27 protein-coding genes are annotated in these 22304 nt (G+C 72.0%); 11 read left to right on the top strand and 16 right to left on the bottom strand.

The features are described from left to right. Positions 1-78 precede the first annotated feature (78 nt). From GJR97_RS13220 to GJR97_RS13210, 3 genes are all read left to right on the top strand, one after another. Positions 79-1056 carry a calcium/sodium antiporter gene (locus GJR97_RS13220; protein WP_154347205.1) on the top strand — a complete coding sequence of 326 codons (978 nt, stop codon included), beginning with the start codon at positions 79-81 and terminating at the stop codon, positions 1054-1056. 76 nt (positions 1057-1132) lie between these two features. Beyond that, on the top strand, positions 1133-1888 hold the full coding sequence (locus GJR97_RS13215) for a DUF6518 family protein (protein ID WP_154347204.1): 756 nt from the start codon (positions 1133-1135) through the stop codon (positions 1886-1888). Positions 1889-1895: 7 nt separating this feature from the next. Further along, a complete protein-coding gene (locus GJR97_RS13210; protein ID WP_154347202.1) occupies positions 1896-2240 on the top strand; it encodes a CHY zinc finger protein in 345 nt (114 codons plus the stop codon). Positions 2241-2258: 18 nt separating this feature from the next. Here the strand turns inward: GJR97_RS13210 and GJR97_RS13205 are convergent, their stop codons facing one another. The 6 genes from GJR97_RS13205 to GJR97_RS13180 form a co-directional block, all read right to left on the bottom strand. Further along, on the bottom strand, positions 2259-3059 hold the full coding sequence (locus GJR97_RS13205) for an alpha/beta fold hydrolase (RefSeq protein ID WP_154347200.1): 801 nt from the start codon (positions 3057-3059) through the stop codon (positions 2259-2261). A gap of 47 nt (positions 3060-3106) precedes the next feature. Then, the gene (locus tag GJR97_RS13200) at positions 3107-4012 is read right to left on the bottom strand and encodes a potassium channel family protein (RefSeq protein ID WP_154347198.1); all 906 of its coding nucleotides are present in this window, start codon (positions 4010-4012) and stop codon (positions 3107-3109) included. A gap of 57 nt (positions 4013-4069) precedes the next feature. Beyond that, entirely contained in the window at positions 4070-4570 is a 501-nt protein-coding gene (locus GJR97_RS13195; protein ID WP_154347196.1) for a bifunctional nuclease family protein, read from the bottom strand. Between the two features lie 114 nt (positions 4571-4684). Next, complete coding sequence (locus tag GJR97_RS18345) at positions 4685-5041, bottom strand: three-helix bundle dimerization domain-containing protein (protein ID WP_229276279.1); 357 nt, start codon at positions 5039-5041, stop codon at positions 4685-4687. Positions 5042-5097: 56 nt separating this feature from the next. Then, a complete protein-coding gene (locus GJR97_RS13185; protein WP_154347194.1) occupies positions 5098-5427 on the bottom strand; it encodes a nuclear transport factor 2 family protein in 330 nt (109 codons plus the stop codon). An 84-nt stretch (positions 5428-5511) separates the two neighbouring features. Beyond that, positions 5512-7950, bottom strand: a complete 2439-nt coding sequence (locus tag GJR97_RS13180; RefSeq protein WP_154347192.1) for a M14 family metallopeptidase — start codon at positions 7948-7950, stop codon at positions 5512-5514. A 311-nt stretch (positions 7951-8261) separates the two neighbouring features. On the opposite strand from GJR97_RS13180, the gene GJR97_RS13175 reads away from it, so the two are divergent. Next, positions 8262-8954, top strand: coding sequence for a YdeI/OmpD-associated family protein (locus GJR97_RS13175; protein ID WP_154347190.1), 693 nt, complete (start codon positions 8262-8264; stop codon positions 8952-8954). Positions 8955-8974: 20 nt separating this feature from the next. Here GJR97_RS13175 and GJR97_RS17925 read toward each other — a convergent pair whose 3' ends face one another. Next, entirely contained in the window at positions 8975-9751 is a 777-nt protein-coding gene (locus GJR97_RS17925) for a PspA/IM30 family protein (protein ID WP_195760716.1), read from the bottom strand. Continuing rightward, on the bottom strand, positions 9748-10410 hold the full coding sequence (locus GJR97_RS17920; RefSeq protein ID WP_195760715.1) for a hypothetical protein: 663 nt from the start codon (positions 10408-10410) through the stop codon (positions 9748-9750). The genes GJR97_RS17925 and GJR97_RS17920 overlap by 4 nt, the downstream gene beginning before the upstream one ends. Before the next feature lie 292 nt (positions 10411-10702). Here GJR97_RS17920 and GJR97_RS13165 point away from each other — a divergent pair, with 292 nt between their 5' ends. Beyond that, the gene (locus GJR97_RS13165) at positions 10703-11062 is read left to right on the top strand and encodes an iron chaperone (RefSeq protein ID WP_154347188.1); all 360 of its coding nucleotides are present in this window, start codon (positions 10703-10705) and stop codon (positions 11060-11062) included. A 13-nt stretch (positions 11063-11075) separates the two neighbouring features. Here GJR97_RS13165 and GJR97_RS13160 read toward each other — a convergent pair whose 3' ends face one another. The 5 genes from GJR97_RS13160 to GJR97_RS13140 all read right to left on the bottom strand — a co-directional run bounded on the left by GJR97_RS13160 (position 11076) and on the right by GJR97_RS13140 (position 15788). After that, on the bottom strand, positions 11076-11771 hold the full coding sequence (locus GJR97_RS13160; RefSeq protein WP_154347186.1) for a response regulator transcription factor: 696 nt from the start codon (positions 11769-11771) through the stop codon (positions 11076-11078). Beyond that, positions 11768-13078 carry a sensor histidine kinase gene (locus tag GJR97_RS13155; protein WP_154347184.1) on the bottom strand — a complete coding sequence of 437 codons (1311 nt, stop codon included), beginning with the start codon at positions 13076-13078 and terminating at the stop codon, positions 11768-11770. Before GJR97_RS13155 ends, GJR97_RS13160 begins: the two co-directional genes overlap by 4 nt. Positions 13079-13163: 85 nt before the next feature. Continuing rightward, positions 13164-14465, bottom strand: coding sequence for an ABC transporter permease (locus GJR97_RS18820; protein ID WP_324613478.1), 1302 nt, complete (start codon positions 14463-14465; stop codon positions 13164-13166). Next, positions 14462-15217, bottom strand: a complete 756-nt coding sequence (locus GJR97_RS13145; protein WP_154347182.1) for an ABC transporter ATP-binding protein — start codon at positions 15215-15217, stop codon at positions 14462-14464. Before GJR97_RS13145 ends, GJR97_RS18820 begins: the two co-directional genes overlap by 4 nt. Before the next feature lie 145 nt (positions 15218-15362). Continuing rightward, positions 15363-15788, bottom strand: a complete 426-nt coding sequence (locus GJR97_RS13140) for a MerR family transcriptional regulator (protein WP_154347180.1) — start codon at positions 15786-15788, stop codon at positions 15363-15365. Positions 15789-15834: 46 nt separating this feature from the next. Between GJR97_RS13140 and GJR97_RS13135 the strand changes: the two genes are divergently transcribed. Then, entirely contained in the window at positions 15835-16815 is a 981-nt protein-coding gene (locus GJR97_RS13135; protein WP_154347179.1) for an oxidoreductase, read from the top strand. A 180-nt stretch (positions 16816-16995) separates the two neighbouring features. Then, the gene (locus GJR97_RS13130) at positions 16996-17166 is read left to right on the top strand and encodes a hypothetical protein (RefSeq protein WP_154347177.1); all 171 of its coding nucleotides are present in this window, start codon (positions 16996-16998) and stop codon (positions 17164-17166) included. Between the two features lie 17 nt (positions 17167-17183). Here the strand turns inward: GJR97_RS13130 and GJR97_RS13125 are convergent, their stop codons facing one another. The 3 genes from GJR97_RS13125 to GJR97_RS13115 form a co-directional block, all read right to left on the bottom strand. Then, the gene (locus tag GJR97_RS13125; protein ID WP_229276278.1) at positions 17184-17897 is read right to left on the bottom strand and encodes a nuclear transport factor 2 family protein; all 714 of its coding nucleotides are present in this window, start codon (positions 17895-17897) and stop codon (positions 17184-17186) included. A 112-nt stretch (positions 17898-18009) separates the two neighbouring features. After that, a complete protein-coding gene (locus GJR97_RS13120) occupies positions 18010-18756 on the bottom strand; it encodes a formylglycine-generating enzyme family protein (protein ID WP_154347175.1) in 747 nt (248 codons plus the stop codon). 29 nt (positions 18757-18785) lie between these two features. Then, on the bottom strand, positions 18786-19694 hold the full coding sequence (locus GJR97_RS13115) for a lytic transglycosylase domain-containing protein (RefSeq protein WP_154347173.1): 909 nt from the start codon (positions 19692-19694) through the stop codon (positions 18786-18788). A 257-nt stretch (positions 19695-19951) separates the two neighbouring features. On the opposite strand from GJR97_RS13115, the gene GJR97_RS13110 reads away from it, so the two are divergent. The 4 genes from GJR97_RS13110 to GJR97_RS13095 are packed head-to-tail and all read left to right on the top strand — an operon-like array spanning position 19952 to position 22264. Next, the gene (locus tag GJR97_RS13110; RefSeq protein ID WP_154347171.1) at positions 19952-20299 is read left to right on the top strand and encodes a PadR family transcriptional regulator; all 348 of its coding nucleotides are present in this window, start codon (positions 19952-19954) and stop codon (positions 20297-20299) included. A gap of 2 nt (positions 20300-20301) precedes the next feature. Then, the gene (locus tag GJR97_RS13105; protein WP_154347169.1) at positions 20302-20676 is read left to right on the top strand and encodes a DUF1048 domain-containing protein; all 375 of its coding nucleotides are present in this window, start codon (positions 20302-20304) and stop codon (positions 20674-20676) included. Then, positions 20673-21503: an ABC transporter ATP-binding protein gene (locus GJR97_RS13100; RefSeq protein ID WP_154347167.1), complete on the top strand. Its 831-nt coding sequence runs from the start codon at positions 20673-20675 to the stop codon at positions 21501-21503. Before GJR97_RS13105 ends, GJR97_RS13100 begins: the two co-directional genes overlap by 4 nt. Next, the gene (locus tag GJR97_RS13095) at positions 21500-22264 is read left to right on the top strand and encodes an ABC transporter permease (protein WP_154347165.1); all 765 of its coding nucleotides are present in this window, start codon (positions 21500-21502) and stop codon (positions 22262-22264) included. The genes GJR97_RS13100 and GJR97_RS13095 overlap by 4 nt, the downstream gene beginning before the upstream one ends. Positions 22265-22304 lie beyond the last annotated feature (40 nt).

The raw sequence follows: 22304 nt of genomic DNA, 5'->3' as shown, positions 1-22304 counted from the left end.
GCACCTGCGGATTCGCTGCGAAAGGCCCTACTGTCGAACGGACGGACCTGCGAACCGGCGAGCCTCGGAGGGAGCGGCATGTCCGAATCCCTGCTGCTCGTCGCGGGCCTCCTCGCCCTCGTCGGCGGCGCCGAGCTGCTCGTGCGCGGCGGCACGCGCCTCGCCGCGCGGCTCGGCGTCTCGCCGATGGTGATCGGCGTGACCGTCGTCTCGCTCGGCACCAGCGCGCCCGAGCTCGCGATCGGCATCGATGCGGCCGCACAGGGAAGCGGCTCGCTCGCCCTCGGCAACATCGTCGGGACGAACACGCTGAACGTGCTCCTCATCCTCGGCATCGCCGCGCTCATCCGGCCGCTCACGTTGCGGTCGCACGCGATCCGGCTCGACCTCCCGGCGATGGTGGTCGCCGCGGTGACCCTCCTGCTGCTCTGCGCCGACGGCGTCGTGACGCGCTTCGACGGGGCACTGCTCGTGATGCTCGGCATCGTCTACACGGTGACCATCGTCCGCGCAGCGCGCCGGGAGGGCCTCGCCGCGCGCGCCGAGTTCGCGCGCGAGTTCGGCGAGCCTCGGGCACGCGTCGCCGCGGCGCGCACCCGGGCCGTGCGCGATGCCGTCCAGCTCGTCGTGGGCATCGGCATCGTGGTCCTCGGCGCCGACTGGCTCGTGAGCGGCGCGGTCGCGATGGCCGAGGGGTTCGGCATCCCGGTCTCGGTCATCGGACTCACGATCGTCGCGATCGGCACCTCGTCGCCCGAGCTCGTGACCGCGATCGTGGCGACCATCCGACGCGAGCGCGACATCGCCGTGGGCAACCTCCTCGGCAGCACGGTGTTCAACATCCTGTTCATCTTCGGGATCACGAGCCTCGTCCCGGCCGACGGGATCGGGGTCGACCCGGGGATCCTCGCCATCGACCTGCCGGTCATGGTCGCGGCGACGATCGCGTGCATCCCGGTGTTCCTCACGGGACGGCGCATGCAGCGGGTGGAGGGAGCCGTGTTCGTCGTCGCCTACCTGGCGTACCTCGCGAGCCTCCTGCTGTTCCGGGCCTGAGCCGAGGCGCCGGCCCACCTGCGAGTCAGCCGAGCGGATGACGCGGGGCGGGCCGATGGCGTCTAGCGTGCGTTGCATGGCACGAAGCACGGGTCGGGCCCCTGCGCCGGGCGGCGCGGGAGCACCCGGTGGCGTGCCCGGTCCGGCGGCACCCGGCCCGGGCGCCGCGCGCGTGGACGCCCACGGACACATCGGCGGCCCGGTCCCGGCGCACGCACCGCGGCATCCGTGGTTCGCCGCCGCGCGGCGGATCCTGCTCGTCGCCGTCGCCGCCGTCGTGCTGGGCGGGCTCACCTCGTGGGGTCAGCTCCTGCTCCCCGCCGAGACGGCGTCGGCGGCGAACTCGGCGGGGGGCTGGACCATCCCGACCGCGCTGCTCGTCCTCCTCCTCGCGCGCACGTACCCCGAGGCGTCCCTCGCGGGCGCGGCGTCGTTCGTCTCGCTGACGCTCGGCTACGCCGTCGCATCCGGCTGGCGCGGCATCGCCTTCGACCCGACGACCTGGGCGATCATCGGCGTGTTCGCGGGCCCGGTCGTCGGGTGCGCGGCGCACGCGCTCCGCCGCCGGGGCATGCAGCTCGCGCTCGGCACCTCGGTGCTCGCCGGGATCCTCGTCGGCGAGGGCGTCTACGGGCTCACGGTCGTCGCCGACACGACGAGCCCCGTGTGGTGGTGGATCGAGGTCGCGGTCGGCTCGGCCGTCCTGGTCGCCGGCGTGCTGCGCGTGCGGCCATGGGGGCTCGCGCTGGTGGCGCTCACCGGCACCGTGCTCGTCGCGGGCCTGTTCTGGTCGGCGTTCGTGCTGCTCCCGATCCTCGTGTTCCGGGGATGATGGAGGCATGACGCACGACGCCCCGCCCGCACGACCGCGCGTGCTCGGCGCGGTGGTCGACGACGAGACCCGCTGCGTGCACTACCGCACCGAGGTCGACATCGTCGCGATCCGGTTCGCCTGCTGCGGCGAGTACTACCCGTGCCACCTCTGCCACGAGGAGGCCGCGGGGCACACCGCACGGCAGTGGCCCGTCGCCGAACGCGATGCGCGCGCCGTCCTCTGCGGAGCGTGCGGCGCCGAACTCCCGATCGCCGCCTACCTCGAGGTCGAGGCCTGCCCGGAGTGCGCCGCGGCGTTCAACCCGCGCTGCCGGCTGCACACGCACCTGTACTTCGAGACGGCGGGCTGAGATCGCGCCGCACGCCGATCACCGCGCCTCGGACAGGAACCCGATCGCGGCGCGCCGGAACTCCCGCGACCCGGGCGCGTTGAAGTGGTGGCGACCGGGGATCTCGGCGAACGACCCGCTGGGCGTCGCCGCGGCGAGCGCGCGCGACTGCTCGATGATCGCATCCTCGGTGCCGGTCGCGAAGAGGATCGGCTGCGGCGGCGGGTTCGAGGGGTCGGGATCGGCGTCGCCGGCGCGCATGCCCTCGGCGAGCGCGACGAGCGCGAGCAGGTCGTTGCCGGCGACGCGCTCCGCGAGCGTCACGTAGTTGCGGGTGACGGGGTCGTCGACGGGTGTGCCGTGCTCGGCATAGGCGCGCGCCTGCTCGATCTGCATGCGCGCGAGCGGCCGCCCGTCGGGGATGCCCCCGAGCACGGCCCGCTCGATGCGCTGGGGCACCTGCACGGCCGCCTGCCAGCCGACCCGGGCGCCCAGCGAGTACCCGACGTAGCGCACGGTGTCGACGAGGTAGGTGTCGAGGACGGTGACGAGGTCGCCGACGAACGAGTCCATGCCGTAGGCGGACGCCTCGTGCGGCGTGTCGCTCGCCCCGTGTCCGCGCTGGTCGACCCCGAGCACCCGGAATCCGGCGCGCAGCAGGTCGCGCACCCATCCGGTGCTCGCCCAGTTGTCACGGCAGCTCGAGGCGAAGCCGTGCACGCAGAGGACGGTCGGCGCGTCCTCCTCGCCCCACGAGTACGTCGCGATGCGACGCCCCTCCCCCGACATGACGAACTGCGGCGCGGGCATCTCGGTCAGCGACGGGAACGCGGCATCCATGTCGGCCATTCTGCCGCGCGGCGCCGGCGGAGGTGCGAGCGGCCGGTTCAGGCGGGGGCCGATCCCGCCGGTTCATCGGGCACGGTCGGATGCTGCCGATGCTGCCGCGCGTACTCGCGCAGGATCTCGCCGGTATCGGAGCCCACCCGCATGAACCGATCGCGGAGCACGCTCGCGTAGTCGTCGATCGCCTCCTCGAGCATCTGGCCGCTGTTGCGGACGGTCCGGTCCGACGAGCGCCGGGCGAGCCGGGCCAGGTGGAGCGCGTAGGGCAACTGCGCGGCGAGCGACGCCGTCTCCTCCGCCTCGGTGAAGTAGTACGACTCCGAGTTCTGCCACACGTCCACGCGAGACTGCGCGAGGGCGGCCGTGAGCGAGTCCAGCAGTCCGCTCGACGTGGCCGACTCCATGTTGAGGAGGTGCCCCGCCGTGTCGGCGCGCCCGATGAGCGCGATGCGCAGCGCCAGCGTGCGCCGACGTCCGAGGTCCGGGTAGAGCTGGAGGAACCAGGCCACCGCAGCGGTGAGCAGCGCGAACCCGATCAGCCCCTGCAGGGGCGCGAAGATGCGCAGCCAGGGGTCGGTCGGGTACACATCGCCGAGCCCGAGCGTCGACATGCTCACCGTCGAGTAGTAGAACGCCTCGACGATCGCCGGGTAGGCCTCCGGGTCGATGCCCGGGTTGTACTCGAAGCCGTCGGGCACGAACGGCAGGTAGACCAGCGTCCATCCGACGACCTGGAGCGCCGCCCAGACGGCGACGACGGCGACCGCGGCGACCGGCCCCGCCACGGTGCGCCCGCGACGTCCGAAGCGGGAGGTCAACGCCCACGTCGATCGGGCGGCGAGGTGGGAGAGCCGGCCGCGGCCCGTCGGGTGCAGCACCGTGTGGAAGACCTCATCGAGTCCCATCACGATGAGGGCGACCCCGGCGACGACCCACAGCACGCTCACCCGCCCATGCTACGAGCGCGCCGCCGGGTGGCGTCCACTCCGCCGGCGCGCGCCCGATCAGCCCTGGAAGTCCTCCGGGTCGACGTCCTCGAGGAACTTCTTGAACTCCTCGAGCTTCTCCTCGTCCTCGCTGTCGTGGTGCTCGACCATCTCCGCCGGGATCCCCGCGTCATCCATCACCGCGTCGGCCACGAAGAGGGGCGCGTCGATGCGGACGGCCATGCCGATGGCGTCCGACGGCCGTGAATCGATCACGAGCGGTCCGGTCGGCGTGACGAGCGTGAGCTCGGCGTAGAACGTGCCCTCCTCGATGCGGGTCACGTCGATGCGCTCGAGGTTGCCGCCGACGGCCTCGATGAGGGTGACCAGCAGGTCGTGCGTGAGCGGACGGGGCGCATGGTCGCCGCCCAGGGCGATGAGGATCGACGTCGCCTCCTGCTCGCCGATCCAGATCGGCAGCACGCGCCCCTCGGCCGACTCCTCACCCAGCGGTTTCAGCAGGACGATGTGCTGCCGGGCCGCGTCGAGCGCGATCCCGAGGACGCGGACCTGGACCATGGCGACTCCCGTCTGCGGTTCGGGGCGTGGTCCTGCCATGGTACGTCGGGCGGCGTCGGCTCCACCGGCGGAAGGTCCCGCGCGCAGCCGCCCCGCGCAGTCGCCCCGCGAGGCTCAGGACGCGCGGCCGCCGAGGTCCCCGAAGAGGAAGTCGCTCCCGTCGACCTCGCGGCGTCGCGCGAGCTCCATCGGGTCGACCTCGGCGCCGTCGGCGCGCCGGACCTCGTCCGCCGCGGCGAGCGCCGCGGCGTCCGGCTCGACGTCGACGCTCTTCGCCTCCGCCTTCAGCCGCTTGCGGGCCTCGCGCTCGACGAGCACGGGCACGAAGTCGCGGACCGGTCGACCGTCGAACCGGTGGTGCTCCTCGTCGACGATCGCGTGCACGTGATCCTCGGAGAGGGAGGGGAAGCGCTCCAGCAGGCGCGAGACGACGTGCTCGACGGCCTGCTGTTCATCGGCCTCAGTGGTCATGGTTGCAGTGTGCGCCGTCGCGTCGCCCTGTGCAAGCGCATGTCCGGATCGCATGCCTACGCGATGAGGAAGCGCGCGATCAGCCCGTCACGCAGGTCGAACGTGAAGACGCCCGGCCCGTTGTACCCGTCGCCCGAGACGGTCACCGTGAGCAGGTACTGCTCTGGCATCCGCCCCGCCCTGATGCCGTGCACGTCGAAGTGCGCGTTCCTGCCGATGTTGTCGGTCTCGTTCCAGCTCGCGACGCCGTCGCGGCCGTGGAACTCGCGACCCCAGTCGTTGAGGTACGCGTCCTCGGTGAAGGCGGCGACGAACCCCTCGGAGTCGCCGGCGTTGGTGGTGTCGACGAACGCTCGGACGGCCTCGGGCATGGCGGTGTCGGACATGGGCACACCCTACGCCGACGACCGCGGCCGCGGCATCCGTTCGGACGCCGCGGCCGCAGCCGGTTCGGGCCTGGGCAGGGAGGCTCAGCTCGGCGCGTTCGCCGTGGTCGTGCTGAAGTTGGTCCCGCCCCCGTCGGGCTTGTAGTTCTTCTCGATGTTGCCGGCGGAGTCGACGGAGAACCACTTGATGCTGGTGCCCGCGGGCACGGTGACCGTCTCACCGCCCTCGCGGATGCCGGCGGAGGCATACATCGTCGACGCGAACGTCGGCTTGGATCCGTCGACCGTGTAGAACACCGACGCCGGCTCCGACGTCTCGAAGACGACGTCGACCATGCCCGCCTCGGCGCTCGCCGAGACGACCACCGAGCTCGAGGGCCGCTGCGAGTCCCTGTCGAAGTCGTACGCCACGCGCATGAGCTCGACGAGGCCGTTCGCGAACTCCTGCGACTCGGCGTGCGCGGAGGCGCCCATCGGGTTCTCGTTCTCGAACGGCGGCTGGAACTGCGTCCCGACCTCGAAGTTCCAGGCGTAGATGCCGTACTTGTACCAGAGCATGTCACCGGAGTTGCCGGCAGCCGAGTACAGCACGTCGGAGACCGGTCCCGTTCGCGCCGGCGTCACCGACAGGCCGCGGTAGCGCTTGATCTCGGACAGGATCCGCGACGACGCGCCCCAGAAGTACGCCTCGTCCTCGACCGTCGGGCGCGGCGCCGAGATGCGACCCGGCGTGATGTACGCACCGGGCGACCACATGAAGTAGTTGCCCGAGCTGTGCAGGTTCATCGAGAACTCGATGTTCGGGTTCTCGGCCGCGATCCAGTCGACGTTGGCGCTCTCCGGCTCGCTGAGCTCGCTCGGCCCGGCGTACGTGCTGCTCGTGCACGACGTCGATGCACCGTTGTAGCCGTCGAAGAGGCTGTACGTGTCGTAGTTGCGGTTGTTGTCGACGCCCCAAGTGTTCCTGGCGAGGAAGTCGGCACTGCCCGTCCGCTCGCAGTGGTTGAACATGTTCTTCCGCTGCGAGTTGAAGTCGTAGAACGAGTAGTGGCCCCCGTCCGGGTTGACCGAGGGCACGATCCAGATGTCGAGGTTGTTCACGAGGCGCTTGGTCTCGGCATCCTGCGCGTAGTTGCGCAGCATCCGCTCGGCGGTCTCGACCGCGACGAGCGGCGGGACCCATTCGCGTGCGTGCTCCTGGGCGTAGGCGAGGACCCCCGGCTTGGAGCCGTCGCGCACCTTGCCGATCCGGATCGCGTACACCGGGTGCGGGTCGCGCGAGACGGTCTCGGGCGCCGACAGGCCATCGGTGAGGTCCGCCGCCGCCGGGGCGACGACCCCCGACCCGGAGTTGCCGCGGTAGGTGTACGCGACGACGAGGGCGGATGCCTCGGGCGAGGCGTTGATCGCCGCGACGACCTGCGCGGCGGTGCTCGTGACCGCGCCGGCGGCGTCCGTCGCGAGCGACACCGTGATGTCGTCGCCGGTGACGGAGACCGAGAGCGCCGAGTTCGGCGCTCCGGGGTCGACCGTCGCGACGCTGAGGTCGTTGCCGCCCTCATGGCCCCAGGCGATCGAGTCGACCGCGACGCGGGTGCTGCTGCTGGAGCCGAGCACCGCCTGGGCGAGGCGGCGGTAGCCGTTCGTCTTGTAGGGCAGTTCGACGATCTCCGAGATCTGCGGGAACTCCCCGGCCAGGTCCGCGATGCGGTCGTAGAGTTCGGTCGGCGTCAGGTACGACGTGATGAAGTCGCTCTGGTAGTTCGGGCCGAACGCGTCGTCGCCGTCGAGCGGGAGCCAGTCGTTCACCTTCGCGGTGGCGACGTCGCCGGTCGGGCTGACGATGCGGATCATGTCGGGCCGCGTCTCGACGACGGCGGCGCCGCGGTGGTACAGGTACACGCCGGCGTCGACGAAGCGGTTGATGTTCTGGCTGCCGCCGGAGCCGAGGTCGGTGCCCGGACCGCTGTCGCGCTCGACCGTGAGCTGGGCCGAGTTCGTCTGGCCCTCTGCCCACTTGGCCTCGACCGAGAGGTAGCCGACGCCGTACGAGGTGTAGTAATCGGCGCGGATGATCTTGACGTCGGAGACGTCGGCGGCCTCGGCCGCTTCGGCGAACTCCTCGTTCGCGGCGACCGCCTCGGCGATGGTCGCGTCGCGCTCGGCGAGCACGGCAGCGGTGTCGTCCTCGTCGTGCAGGGACTTCCCGACCGCGAATCCGTGCGCCCGGAGCGCGTCGGCCTCGCCGTCGCTGAGGACCGCGTGCGCGGTGATCGTGCCGTCGGGGTTGGCATGGGCGGCGTGGTCGAGGTCGACGCCGGTGTCGACCAGGCGGTCGAGCTCTGCGGCGTCGGCGACGATCACCTCGACGACGGCGACGTCATCGCCGGCGTCTCGGATGAGCTCGGGCAGCGGCTCGGTGCCGCTGGCCGGACCGATGGGCGTCATGCTGGTCAGGACGAGCCCGGCGAGCGCCGCGAACGCCGCCGACCCCCCGAGCACCCTGCGTCTCATCGTGGACATCGATGTCTTCCCCCTCGTTGCGGTGGACCCTGAGATGGAGCCTGCGCCGAAGGGAGAACCCGCGAACACCGTCGTCCCCCGACTCCGGCCGGCCGGCCCGGCCCCGCAGGTGCGCGGCCGGATCGAGCGTGCGCTCTGTCTATCGGTCGGGCAACTTTCGCGTCAACGATGTCAAAAGTTCTCGGGACGAATTGCGCGTTCTGCGTCGACCTCGGTGGACGATCGGCCCGGCGGGGCGTCGGTGCGGTGCGGGCGCGGCGACCCGCCCGCGTGCCGGTGCCGGCGTCGGCGGCTCCTGCCAGACTCGTGGCATGAGCGGCTCCATCGGAACGCCGGGCGGAACGCCCGACCGCCCCGCGATCTTCTTCTCCGGCCCCGACGAATTCCGAGCCTGGCTCGAGGCCAACCACGAGACCGAGACCGAGCTGTGGATGGGCCTCTACAAGAAGGGCGCACCCGAGCGGGGGCTCACATGGGAGGAGGCGGTGCCCGAGGCGCTGTGCTTCGGCTGGATCGACTCGGTGTCCCAGCGCATCGACGACCTCGCCCGCCGGCAGCGCTGGACTCCGCGGAAGCCGACGAGCAACTGGTCGGCCGTGAACATCGCGCACGTCGAACGACTCACGGCCGAGGGCCGCATGCGGCCGGCGGGCATTGCCGCGTACGAGCGACGCAGCGACGACCGGTCGTCGATCTACTCCTTCGAGAACCCCGAGCAGGCGATGCCGCCCGAGTTCACGCGCATGCTCGAGGCGGATGCCGCAGCGTCCGCCTTCTGGGAGGTCGCGACTCCGAGCTACCGCAAGGTGGTCGCCTACTGGGTGCTGTCCGCGAAGCAGGAAGCCACGCGCGAACGACGGATGTCGCAGCTCGTCGAGTGCAGCGCAGCCGGCGAGCTCGTGCCGTTCCAGCGCTACGGAGCGACGCCCAAGTGGGTCGAGAGGGCCGCGGCGGCGGCACGGGCGGTGTCAGGGCGGAGCGGGGGCGCGCCCGAGTCGACCTGAGGCCCGACGCGCGAACCGGCTCAGCTCGCGGGCCCCTGCCCGATGCTCAGCCAGCCGTCGGGCCCCTGGTCCCCGCGTTCGGCGGCGGGGGCGTCCGACCCCGCGGCATCCCGCATCGACTGGAGGCGCCGCTCCACCTCGGCCTGCGCGGTGATCGCGGCCAGCTGGCGTTCGATGTCGGCGTCGGGCGCCGCGGTGAGGTCCTTCAGCACGCCGCTCGTGAGCAGCTCGTCGGTGGCGGCCGCACGCGCCTGCATCTGCGCGACACGGTCGCGGGCCCGGTCCAGGCTCGTGCCGATGTCGTCGATGTTCGCGCTGAGACCCGCGACCGCCTCGTTGGCCCGCACCTGGGCGGCCGACGCCGTGTAGGTGGCCTTGATCGTCTCCTTCTCCACGCGGAACGCGGCGATCTGGTCGGTCAGTCGACGCTCGCGCTCCTGCAGCTGCGACGCCTGCTTCTCGAGCGAGCTGTACTGCGCCTGCAGCTTCGCGACCTCGCCCTCGAGCAGCGCGCGGCGCTCGAGCGCGGCGCGGGCGAGGTCCTCGTGGCCCTGCGTCAGCGCATCCCGGGCCTGCACGCCGAGGCGTTGGTAGCGCCCGCCCATCTCCTGCCCCTGCAGTTCGATCCGCTTCTTCGCCGTCGCCACCTCGGCGACGGCACGCCGCACCTCGTGCAGCAGCTTGACCTGCTGGTCGTAGCTGTCGTCGAGGGTGTCTCGCGGGTCCTCGATCCGGTCGAGGGCCTTGGTGGTCTTGCTGCGGAAGATGGTGCGCATCCGCGAGGTGTTGTCGCTCATGATCGGTTCCCCTTGTCTCGGACGGGTGAGCTGTCGTGCACGGTCGCGGGGTCGCGGACCGTCGAGGTGGTGGGCCGCCGGGTCGGGTCGGCCGCGATGTCGCGCAGGCTGAGCGCGTGGAGCTCCTCGACGCCGGCGCGGAGCGCGGCGACCTCGCGGTCGACGTCGGCGCGGAGGCCCGTGAGACCGTCGTCGCTCGACCCGGCGAGGGCGGATGCCACGGCCGAGCGGATGCGTCGGACGAGCGCCTCGACCTGGCCGACCCGCTCCTCGGCGGCGGGAAGCTCGGAGGTCAGCACTGACCGGTCGATCTCGCTCTCCATCAACCGCAGCTGCGCATCGAGCGACGCGCCCTCCTCGCGGATGCGTCGGAAGATGCCCGGGAACTCCCCACGCGGGCCGGGGCCGGTCGCCGCGAGGTCGACCGCCGCCTGGCCGCTCGCGAGCGCGTCGTCGAGTCGCACCCTGAGGTCGAGGATCGTGCGCTGCGGTCCGCGGCTCACTCGGGCGCGGCCCCGCATGAGCGCACCGTCGACACGTCGGCTGCGACGGATGCGTCGGTAGACGTGCCGCACCAGGAGCACGAGGGTCACGAAGCTCGCGATGCCGATGAGCACGATGACGCCGAGTGCGGCCAGCACCACCTCGAGCCCGGTCATGGCCGGCTCCCCCGCCGGCTCGCGCGGAAGCCTCCGCGCCCATCCGAATCCATGCGCCGCCCCTCCCCGTCGCGTCGTCCCTGCGGTCGTCGCGCCGACGACGCGATATAACGTGTCTTGACGCGATATATCGCAATCTACGCCAGGTCGGCCGGAAACGGCAGGGGGTGCGCGCGAATTCGCAGCTTGGCGCACCGGCCGTGTCCCGCCCCGGCCCGCTCGGCGAGCGCCATGTCGGCACCATGGATTCATCGCTCTGGCGCATCCCGCCGAGCGGTGCGAGCGTGACCGCATGGCAGCCCAGACGGTGGACGAGTACATCGCGTCGTTTCCCGACGATGTCGCGGATCGCCTCCGGCAGGTGCGGGCGGCGATCGTCGCCGAGGTCCCGCCGCCGGTGGAGGAGAAGGTCCGCTACGGCATCGCCGCCGTCATGATCGGCGGCAGGTACGCCATCCACTTCGCCGGATGGAAGCACCACGTCGGCCTCTACCCGGTGCCGGCGCTCCCCGAGCCGCTCGAGTCCGAGGTCGCGCCGCGGCGGACCGCCAAGGACACGGTGAACCTCCCGCACAGCGCCGAGCTGCCCGTCGAGCTCGTCGGCCGCATCGCGGCGGCGATCGTCGCGATGCGCGGGGCGTCCGCGGACTGACCCATCGGCGCGCTCAGTCCCCGCCCGCGCTATCACCCGGCCGGACGAGCCCCGCTTCGTAGGCCGCGATCACGAGCTGCGCGCGGTCGTGGGCGCCGAGCTTCGCCATCACCCGGTTCACGTGCGTCTTCGCCGTGTGTCGGGAGATCACCAACCGCTCGGCGAGGTCGTCGTTCGACAGGCCGCCGGCGACGAGCACGAGCACCTCGTGCTCCCGGTCGGTGAGCGACGCGAGCGCGGCGCCGAGCGCCGACGTCGCGGCCGGGGCCGGCACCGGGCCGGGCCGCACGTACCGCTCGATGAGCACGCGGGTCGCGGATGGCGAGAGCAGCGACTCCCCCGCGTGCACCGTGTGCACGGCCTCGACGAGCGCGTCGGGGTCGGTGCCCTTGCCGATGAAGCCCGACGCCCCGGCGTGCAGCGCACGCACGACGTTCTCGTCCTCCTCGAACGTGGTGAGGATGAGCACCCGCACGTCGGCGAGGTCCGGGTCCGCGCCGATTCGGCGCGTCGCCTCGATGCCGTCGAGTCCGGGCATCCGGATGTCCATGAGCACGACATCGGGTCGGAGTCCACGGACGAGGTCGAGCGCCTCGTTCCCGTCGGCGGCCTCGCCGACGACCTCGAGGGTCGGCTCGGCGCCGAGCAGCGCGGCGACCGCCTGCCGGATGAGCGGCTGGTCGTCGACCACGAGGATCCGGGCGGTCATCGCCGGGCCTCCGATGGCGGAGCATCCGATGGCGGAGCATTCGGCCCCGGGGCATCCGCCTGCCCGACCGCCCCACGCGGCCCCACGGGGAGCTCGGCGCGCAGGCGGAAGACGCCGTCGTCCTCGCTCGTCACGAGCGTGCCCCTGGCGGCGGCGACCCGCTCGCGGAGGCCGAGCAGTCCGTGGCCGCCCGACGTCCGCTCCGGACGGCCGCGCTCGACCTCGCCGCGCTCCGCGTCGCGCGACGCGGCGTTGGTCACGGTGATCGCGAGCCTCGACGCGCCCCGTTCGACGAGCACGTGGGCGCGACCGTCGGAACCGTGCTTGCTGGCGTTCGTGAGCGCCTCGCGGACCACGAGGTACGCCGCGCGGTCGACGGTCGGAGGCACGTCGCCGGCGTCGTCGGCGACCTCGAGGCGGACGGTCGCGCGGAGGCCGGCGGAGGCGAAGTCGTCGACCAGCCGGTCCAGGTCGGCGAGGCCGGCCGGCGGGGCCGAGGGCGTCGCGTCGTCGGAGTCGGTGCGGAGCGTGGAGAGCAGGTCGCCGATCTCGCCGAGCACCTCGCGTGCGGCCCGCGCCGCCGTCGCGACGGAATCGCGCGCACGTCGGAGGTCGGGCTCGCGACCCTCGGCGATCGCTCGCTCGGCGACGCTCGACTGCAGGTTGATGACGGCGATCTGGTGGGCGACGGCGTCGTGCAGGTCGCGCGCGATCCGCAGCCGCTCCTCCGCGACCCGACGCCGGGCCTCCGATTCGCGGGTCGCCTCGGCGCGCTCGGCGCGCTCGGCGAGCGCGGCCACGTACGCACGGCGCGAGCGCGTGGCATCCCCCGCCGCGGCGGCGAACGCGAGGAGCGCCGGCACGGGGATCAACCGCGGATCGAATCCGGCGCCCGCGCCCGCGACGAGTTCGACGCCGATGAGGAGGACGATCGAGGCGAGCACGACGACGAGGACGGTGCGCCGCGGCGACCGTGTCGCGAGGACGTAGGCCGCGATGGCGGCGGGCACCACGAACGGCAGTGCGCTTCCGACGACCAGCGTGCCGGCGGCCATGAGCGCCCAGATCACGCCGTACGCGACGAGCGGGAATCGGCGGCGCAGCAGGAGCACGGGCGCCTGCGCGAGCGCGAGCGCGAAGGCGACCGGCGACTCCACCGCGAGGAACGCGGGCGTGGGCCCGCGGTAGGGCGCACACGCCGACGCGATCGCGACGACCACGACGACGACGTCCCACGCCCAGGCGGGCATGGTCCGGTGCGCTGCCACCCGGTCGGGTGCGCCGAGCCCGCTGACGCCGTCGCTCATGCCTCGATCCTCGCGCATCCGCGTCGTCGCGGATGGGCCGGGCACCCCCATGCCCGACCCATCCGCTCATCCATCGCGCCGTCTCCTACTCGTACCGGAGCGACTCGATGGGGTCCTGCCGGGCGGCGCGCCCGGCCGGGATCGTGCCGGCGAGGAAGGCGATCGCCATCACCAGCACGATGATCGATGCGACCGAGGTCGGGTCGAACGCGATGAGCGTGAGGCCCGGGAGATCGGCGAACATCGTGGTCGCGAGCGCGTCGCCGACGGCCGTCCCGGCGACCATTCCCAGCACGACGCCGACGGCGGAGCCGAGGAAGCCGATGAACGTGGCCTCGGTGCTGAACAGCCCGAACACCCGGCCCGAGCCCATGCCCATCGCCTTCATCAGGCCGATCTCGCGGGTGCGCTCCTGCACCGACATCAGGAGGGTGTTCACGATGCCGAAGCCCGCGGCGAGCAGCGCGATGACCGCGAAGGCGTTGAGCACGAGCACGATGCCGTCGATGACCGACTGGAAGGCGCCGATCTGGTCCTCGACCGTGGTCGCGGTGAACCCGGCCTCGTCGAGGTCGTCCTTCAGCGCCTGCGTCGCCGTCTCGCCGAGTTCGGGGTCGAACGTGACGACCGCCGATCCGTAGAGGTCGGTCTGCCCGATCGCGCCCGTCGCCTGCGCGGCGTAGAGCTCGTCGGTGAGCGCGGTGTTGGGCGAGACGCTGTTGCCGGTGCCGATCAGGCCGGCCTCGGAGACGCCGACGACCTCGACCGTGACGACGTGCTCGACGCCGGTGGCATCCGCGACGCCGAATGCGACCTCGCTGCCGAGTGCGTCGGCCTGCGAGTCGAACCCGAGCGGCTCGACGAAGTCGACGGGGATCGCGACCTGGGCTGCGGCCGCGTCGGGGTCGGGCTGCTCGCCCGAGGCGAGCACGAGCTCCATGCCCGGGATGAACGACCCGACCGAGACCTCGTAGCGGGTGCCGTCGTCGTGCTGGATGTAGTCGACCGACACTTGCTTGAGCGGTTCGACGGACTCCACGCCGTCGATCGCCGCGATCGTCACGAGGTCGTCGTCGGTGATCGGGTCGATGGTCCCGCCGCCGCCGGGTCCGTCGGCGCCGAGCCCGGAGGCCGTGACGGCGTCGGGGTCGTACTCGCGCGGGCCGTCATCCGTCGTCTCCTCGGCCTGGTGCGCGACCGTCATGACGTCCTCGGCGCCGATCTCGGCGACCGTCTGGTCGATGTAGCGGTTGATGCCGGTGCCGAGCCCGGTCGTGATGGTGAGCGTGAACGCGCCGATGAAGATCGCGAGCACGGTGAGGATGGTGCGGGTCTTCGACCGGAAGGTGTTCGCGACGGCCGAGCCGACGACGTCGGCGGGGGTCACGCGGCCACCCCCTCGGTCGGGCGGCCGGGTTCACCGGGCGCGGCGGCGGTCGCGGCGGCGGTCGGCGCGGTGGCGGATGCCTCGATCCGGCCGTCGCGCACGGTGATCCGGCGGTCGCAGCGGGAAGCGAGCTCCTCGTCGTGCGTGACGACCACGAGCGTGATCCCGCGCTCGCGGTTCAGTCCGAACAGGAGGTCTTCGACGGCGGCGCCGGTCGTCGTGTCGAGGTTGCCGGTCGGCTCGTCGGCGAAGATCACCTGCGGGTCGTTGACGAGTGCGCGGGCGATGACCACGCGCTGCTTCTGCCCGCCCGAGAGGTCGATCGCCTTGTTCTTCGCCTTGTCGGCGAGGCCGAGCTGCTCGAGCACGGCCATCCCGCGGCGCTTGCGCTCGCCCCGCCCGACGCCCGCGATCTTCAGCGGGAGGATGACGTTCTCGAGCACCGTGGCGCTCGGGGTGAGGAAGAACTGCTGGAACACGAACCCGAAGGTCTGGTTCCGCACGCGGTTGAGCTCGCGGCCGCGGAGGCGGTCGGCCGGAAGGCCGTTGAGCTCGACGCTCCCGGAGGTCGGACGATCGAGCAGCGCGAGCAGGTGCATCAGGGTCGACTTGCCCGAACCGGACTTGCCGACGATCGCGAGCGACTCGCCGGCGCGCACCTCGACGTCGACGCCCTTGAGCGCCTCGAAGCGGGTCGGACCGCGGCCGTAGGCCCGGTGGAGGCCCTCGACACGCAGGACTGGGGTGGACATCGTGCTCCTCTCGGCGGGGCGATCGCCGAGTGCGGCGACCGTGCTTCGAGTCAACGCGGTACGAGCGGATGGCGCGTCCTCCGATCGCCCGATCTTCGGGTACCGCGATCGCAGTACGCGCCGGCGGCGGCACGCGCCGCCCCGGTCAGGCGGGCTCGCCGGGTGGCAGTTCGATCCCCCGCCCCGCGAGCACGCGCCGGTAGTCGGAGATCTTCGCGCGGATCACCTCGCGCGCGGCGATCAGCTGCTCGATCTGCTCGTCGAGCGAACGCGCATGCGCCTCCATGAGCGCCACCCGCTCACCCTCGTTCCCGCGCCCGGCGCGGACGAGATCGGAGTACGTCGCGATGTCCGAGATCGGCATGCCGGACTCCCGGAGCCGCGCGAGGAGTCGCAGCCAGCGCACGGCGTCCTCGCCGTAGACGCGACGGCCGGTGGCGGTGCGCGGCACGTCGGCCGGGAAGAGCCCCTGCGATTCGTACCACCGAAGCGTGTGGACCGTCATCCCGGTGCGGTCGGCGAGCTCGCCGATGCTGTAGGTGCGCTCCGCGGTCGTCGCGTCGATGGCCATCGCCCCTCCTTGACTTCGAGTGCACTCGAGATCCTAGCCTCGGGACATGGTCACTACACAGGACATGATCGCCCGCCAGCACCCGCTCGATGCCGGGTTCGGCTATCGGACCACTGCCGCCGAGGTGATCGCCGGGCACGACCTCGCAGGGAAGCGCGCGATCGTCACCGGCGGGTACTCGGGGCTCGGGCTCGAGACCGTGAAGGCGCTGTCCGCTGCCGGGGTCTCCGTGCTGGTCCCCGCTCGGCGTCCGGACGCGGCATCCGCCGCCCTGGCCGATCTCGACGGCGTCGAGGTGCGCACCATGGACCTCGGCGACCTCGACTCGGTCGCGACGCTCACCGCCTCCGTCCGGGACGACGGCCACCCGATCGACCTCGTGATCAACGTGGCCGGCGTCATGGCGTCGCCCCATCAGCAGACGCCGCAGGGCTGGGAGTGGCAGTTCGGCACCAATCACCTCGGCCACTTCGCCCTGGTCGGCGGCGTCGCCGACCTGCTCGTCGACGGAGCGCGCATCGTCTCGTACTCGTCGACGGCGCACTACCGCTCCCCCGTCAGGTTCGAGGACATCGACTTCGAGACGACCCCGTACGACCCGTGGATCGCGTACGGCCAGTCCAAGACCGCCAACGCCCTCTTCGCCGTCGGGCTCGACGCGCGCGGCGTGTCCCGCGGCATCCACGCCTACTCGGCCCACCCCGGCGGCATCATGACCGACCTCCAGCGCCACATGCCGCGCGAGGAACTGCTGGCCCGCCAGTGGATCGACGAGGAGGGCAACCCCAATCCGCTCTTCAAGACCCCGGCCGAGGGTGCGTCGACCGGCCTGTGGGCAGCGACCGCGCCCGAGCTCGAGTCGCGCGGCGGCGTGTACTGCGAGGACTGCTCCCTCAAGGGCGTCGTGCCCCCGGATCACGCGGACCTCCGGACGGGCGGCGTCAAGGAGTGGGCGATCGACGTGCCGTCGGCCGAGCGGCTGTGGGAGCTCTCGGTCTCGGCGACCGGCGTGGACCCGCTGGGCTGATCCCCGGGGCTGCCGCGGCGCGCCCGACGACGGACCCTCGATCCACGGGTCGGTTCATCCGAAAGTATGTTTCGGCCTCGCCGCTGAGCGCGCAGCATGTGCTCCAACCGGGAGGAGAGCACCTCAGCGCCCTCCTCCGAATCGGAATCGAAGGGGATCCGACATGAAGCAGGAACCGCGATGACCTCGAACACCCCGAAACCGCCCGCGCAGACGATCCGGGAGGAATCGAAGGCCACCCTCTTCGGCACAGCGCTCGTGCTCGTGATGGCTGGGCTGGTCCTCGCGGCCGGGGCGATCCTGTCGGTCGCCGCCGTCGTGCTCGGCGACACGGCGCTGCAGCTGCCGTAGCCGGATCGGCGCCCGGCTCAGGCCCGGGCGCCGTCCACGGGTCGCAGGGTCGGGGCGATGACGTCCCAGTGCTCGACGATCCGGCCGCCCTCGACCCGCCAGAGGTCGTTGAACACCACCGGCCCGCCGAAGTCGCCCTCGCACCGCGCGAACACGAAGTCGCCCTCGGCGACGACCTGCCGCCGAGCGACGTAGGTGAGCCGTCGACCGGCGTCCGCCCACGCGGCGACGGCCGCGGCCAGCCCGTCGAGTCCGTCGCCGGCCTCCGGATTGTGCTGGGCGTAGCGCTCCGTCGAGACGTACTCCGCCCGCACCGCGCGGTCGCCGCCGATGAGCACCCGATCGATCCAGCCGACGACGAGCGCCCGGTTCTCGGCGGTCCGTTCGTGGTCGGCGGGCTCGACCGGTCCGTCGGTCTGCGATCGACCGCCGACCGGTTCGTCCACGACCGGCGTGCGCGCGGCCCAGTGCTCGACGATGCGCTCGTCGACGACGCGGAAGAGGTCGAATCCGACGAGCGGGACCGGACCGAGACCGTGGTGCAGGCCATGGACGACGACGAACTCCCCCTCGGCGATCACCCGCACGGGCTCGAAGCGGTACGCCGGGGGCAGCCCGCTCACCAACGCGCGCAGCGCGGCTCCGGGGGCGACGTACTCGTCGAGCGCCGCGATGTCCCGACGCCCGAACAGCGCGGACATGGCGGCGAGCACGGTCTGCTGAGGCGACACGGCGGATCCTCCCTCGGACTTCGACCCGGCCGGTGCACCGGGCGCGCACCCAACCGTAGGCACCCCGCACCGCGAGCGGAAGGGCGGCGTGGGCGGCCCCGCCGGATGCGGATCACCCGCGCGGCGTCCAGCCCGGCGGCAGCGGACCGTCGACCGTCGCGCGCTCGAGGTCGGCCTGCGCCGACCAGCCCTGCGCGGCATCCGTCGCATCGAAGCCGCCGCGCGCGACCCGGAAGCCGACGTCCTCGTGGTGCATGCGCGGCGCTCCCCCGCGGCGCACCGACGCCCTGACGCTCCAGGCGTCGTCGGCGAAGCCGCCGCCGCGGAACACCCGGTACTCGTCGTAGCGGGCCGGGTCCAGAAGGTCCCAGCACCACTCCCACGCGTTGCCGAGCGTGTCGAACAGCCCGTTGAGGTTCGGCAGCTTGCCGCCGACGTCCTGCGGGGCGGTCACGCCGTCGGCGCTCGTCCACGCCACCTCGTCGAGCGGGCCGTAGTGCGGGGTCGTCGAGCCGGCGCGGCACGCGAACTCCCACTCCGCTTCGGTCGGCAGGCGGAACCCGTCGGCGTCGACGTGCCAGGTCACCTCCTCGCCGTCGAACGTGTACGCGGGGTCGAGCCCCTCCCACTCCGACGCGGCATTGCAGAAGCGGATGGCGCGGAGCCAGCTCACGCCCGTGGCGGGTCGGCGCGGGTGCGTCGCCGTCTCACCGAGGAGTTCGGCCAACTGCTCCTGCGTGACCGGGTACACGCCGATCTCGAACGGCTCGAGCTCGACGCTCCACCGCAGCCTGCGGCGGGCGTCGTGCATCGCGACGGTGCCGCCGTCGATGCGTGCGAGCTCGATGTCGGCGGTCATCGAGGCAGTCTTGCACGTTCGACGAAGGCCTACCCGATCGCGTCGGCGTAGCCGTTCGCTATCCTCGCGACCTTGTCGACGTACGAGTCGAGGTGGTTGTACGAGAAGACGGCTGCGCGCCAGCCGTCGGGCGTGGTCATCGGGCCGGAGGCGCACAGGTAGCGTGCGGCGGCGTGGGCCGCGTCGTCGATCTGGCTGGGGTCGGCGACGCCGTCGCCGTTCGCGTCGGCCCCCCACTGCTCCCAGGTCGACGGGATGAACTGCATGGGCCCGACCGCGCGGTCCCACGTGACGTCGCCGTCGAGGAGGCCGCCGTCGGTGTCGTGGATCGCCGCCACGCCGTCGCCGTCGAGCGCCGGGCCGAGGATCGTGGGCCGGACCATGCCCGACGCTTCGAGGACCGATCCGCCGTGGCCGCCGTGGCCGGACTCGATCGCGCCGATCGCGGCGATCGTCGTCCAGTCGAGCCCGCACGACGGCTCCTCCTCGGCGATCGCGACGTGTGCGAGCGCGTAGGCCGACAGGGCCCGGGCGGGGATGCCCGTCGCCTCGGCGACCACCGAGAGCCAGTCGACCTCGACCTCCGGTTCGGCCACGGGTTCGGGCTCGACGAGCGGCGCCACTTCCGAACCGGTCAGGGCGTTCGGGTCAGCCGTCGACTCGGCACGGGCACCCGTTCCCGGCTCGCCGTCGGCCGATGACGCGGTCACCGGCGGGAGCGGGGCGCCGCGCCCGGACGCGGACGGAGCGGCGAACCCCCCGGGCTTCGCCGCGACGCCCCAGACGGTCACCGCGAACACCGCGCCCACCACCAGGGCGACGACCGCGGTCACCAGGCCGACGTAGCCGGCGATCTGGAGGAGGATCTCGCGGGCGGACGTCCGGCGGCGCGAATCGCGCCGGCGGTCGCCGGTCGATTCGTCGTCGTCCCAGGACATCGGTCAGCAGCTCCGTTTCGGGCGATGGTTCGGACTTCGCGCCCCCGCGGGCCGACCTCTTCGCCGCGTGCCGGAGCATCGCGGCGCGACCCGCCCTCAGGCTACCCCTGCGCCGTCCGACACCGCCTGAGAAGGTGCCGTACGTCCGGCGCCACGAGACACCCGCCGAGGAGTTCGGTATTCAGTGTTGCTATCTACCGGTACTCGTGGTTACTATGTACCGGTACTCAGCAACACTGATTAGTCGAGGAGGCCCGATGGGCAAGCAGGCGACCGAGATGCTGAAGGGCACGCTCGAGGGCATCGTGCTCGCGGTCCTGTCCGGCCGGCCCGCCTACGGCTACGAGATCACCTCGTGGCTGCGCGAACAGGGCTTCACCGACATCGCCGAGGGCACCATCTACGCCCTGCTCGTACGCATCGAGCAGCGCGGCCTCGTCGACGTCGAGAAGGTGCCGTCGGAGAAGGGACCACCGCGCAAGGTGTACTCGCTCAACGCACGGGGGCGCGACTCCCTCGACGAGTTCTGGAGGACGTGGAGCTTCCTCGCAGCACGCATCGAACAGCTCCACGACATCGAACCGCTCCACGAAGAGGAGAAGTGACCATGGCCGCGAAGTGGATCGAGGCGATCACCGGATCGCTCGAGCAGAAGAAGCAGTACCGCCAGTACAAGGCGCGCGTCGCCGCGCTGCCCGAGCCGTACGCCGGCGCCGCGAAGGCGTTCGAGCGGTACTTCATGTACTACGGCGGCATCACCGACGGCGACACCCTCGTCACCATGCTCGGCGACTTCGCCGACCTGTTCGAGCGCGCCGCCATCGACGGCACGCCCATCGGCGACATCGTCGGCGACGACCCGGTCGGATTCGCCGAGACGTTCACCCAGGCCTACGGCGGAACGCAGTGGATCGACAAGGAGCGCGCACGCCTGACCAGGGCGATCGATGACGCCAAGCGCGACGAGGAGGAACCGCGATGATCGCCGCAGCGCCCGCCGCACCCGCGGCGCCGGCAGCGCAGGCGATCCGCATTCGGGGCATCGAGAAGTCCTTCGCCGACCTGCACGTGCTCCGTGGCGTCGACCTCGAGGTCGCCACGGGCAGCATCGTCGCCCTGCTCGGCTCGAACGGGGCCGGCAAGACCACCCTGGTGAACATCCTCTCGACGCTGCTGAAGGCCGATGCCGGGACCGCGACCGTGCAGGGGTTCGACGTCGGGGCCGCGCCCGCCGAGGTGCGACGCTCGATCAGCCTGACCGGGCAGTTCGCCGCGGTCGACGAGGTGCTCACCGGCCGCGAGAACCTCGTGCTCGTCGCGCGGCTCCGCCACGTGGAGGACCCGGGCGCCACCGCCGACGACCTCCTCGACAGGTTCTCGCTCTCCGAGGCCGGAGGGCGCCGAGCGGCGACCTACTCGGGCGGCATGCGGCGCCGCCTCGACATCGCGATGAGCCTGATCGGCGACCCGCCCGTGATCTTCCTCGACGAGCCGACGACCGGGCTCGACCCGCAGGCGCGCATCGAGGTCTGGCAGACCATCCGCGCCCTGGCCGACGGCGGCACGACGGTGCTGCTCACCACCCAGTACCTCGACGAGGCCGAGCAGCTCGCCGACCGGATCGCGATCCTCCACGAGGGCGCGATCATCCGGAACGGAACGCTGGCCGAACTCAAGCGCCTGCTCCCGGCCGCGAAGGTCGAGTACGTCGAGAAGCAGCCCAGCCTCGAAGAGGTCTTCCTCGCCCTCGTCGGGGAGCCCGCCCGGGCGGACGAGCCCGACCGGGCGACCGGGAAGGAGCCACGATGACCACCCACCTCCTGAGCGACACCCGCGTCCTCACCGTGCGATCGCTCACCCACATCGTCCGCAGCCCCGACACGATCCTCACCACCGCGGTCACGCCGATCGCGCTGATGCTGCTGTTCACCTACGTCTTCGGCGGCGCCATCCGGACCGGCAGCTCGGAGTCGTACATCGACTACCTGCTCCCCGGTACCCTGCTCATCACGATCGCCTCGGGGGTCGCCTACACGGCGTACCGGCTGTTCCTCGACCTGCAGGGCGGAATCTTCCAGCGCTTCAAGTCGATGCCGATCGCGAGGTCGAGCGTGCTGTGGGGCCACGTGCTGACCTCGCTCGTCGCCAACCTCGTGTCGGTCGCGATAGTCGTGGGAGTCGCCCTCGTCATGGGCTTCCGCACGGGCGCATCGGTCGGCGCCTGGCTCGCGGTGATCGGCATCCTCGTGCTGTTCACGCTCGCGCTGACCTGGATCGCCGTGATCGCCGGGCTCTCGGCGAAGACCGTCGACGGGGCGAGCGCGTTCAGCTATCCGCTGATCTTCCTCCCGTTCATCAGCTCGGCCTTCGTGCCGACCGACTCGATGCCGGGGCCCGTCGCCTGGTTCGCCGAGAACCAGCCGGTCACCTCGATCGTCGACACGATGCGCGCGCTCTTCGCCGGCCGACCGGTCGGCACCGACATCTGGGTCGCGCTCGCGTGGCTCCTCGGCATCATGGCCGTCGCGTTCGTCGTCGCCATGCGGATCTACCGGCGCAAGGCCGCGTAGGCCCGGGCGACCCGCGAGCGAGCGGATGCCCCGGGGCGCC

The sequence above is a fragment of the Agromyces kandeliae genome (assembly GCF_009674665.1).
Classification (GTDB): domain Bacteria; phylum Actinomycetota; class Actinomycetes; order Actinomycetales; family Microbacteriaceae; genus Agromyces; species Agromyces kandeliae.
This window is presented reverse-complemented; position numbering and strand designations above follow the sequence as displayed.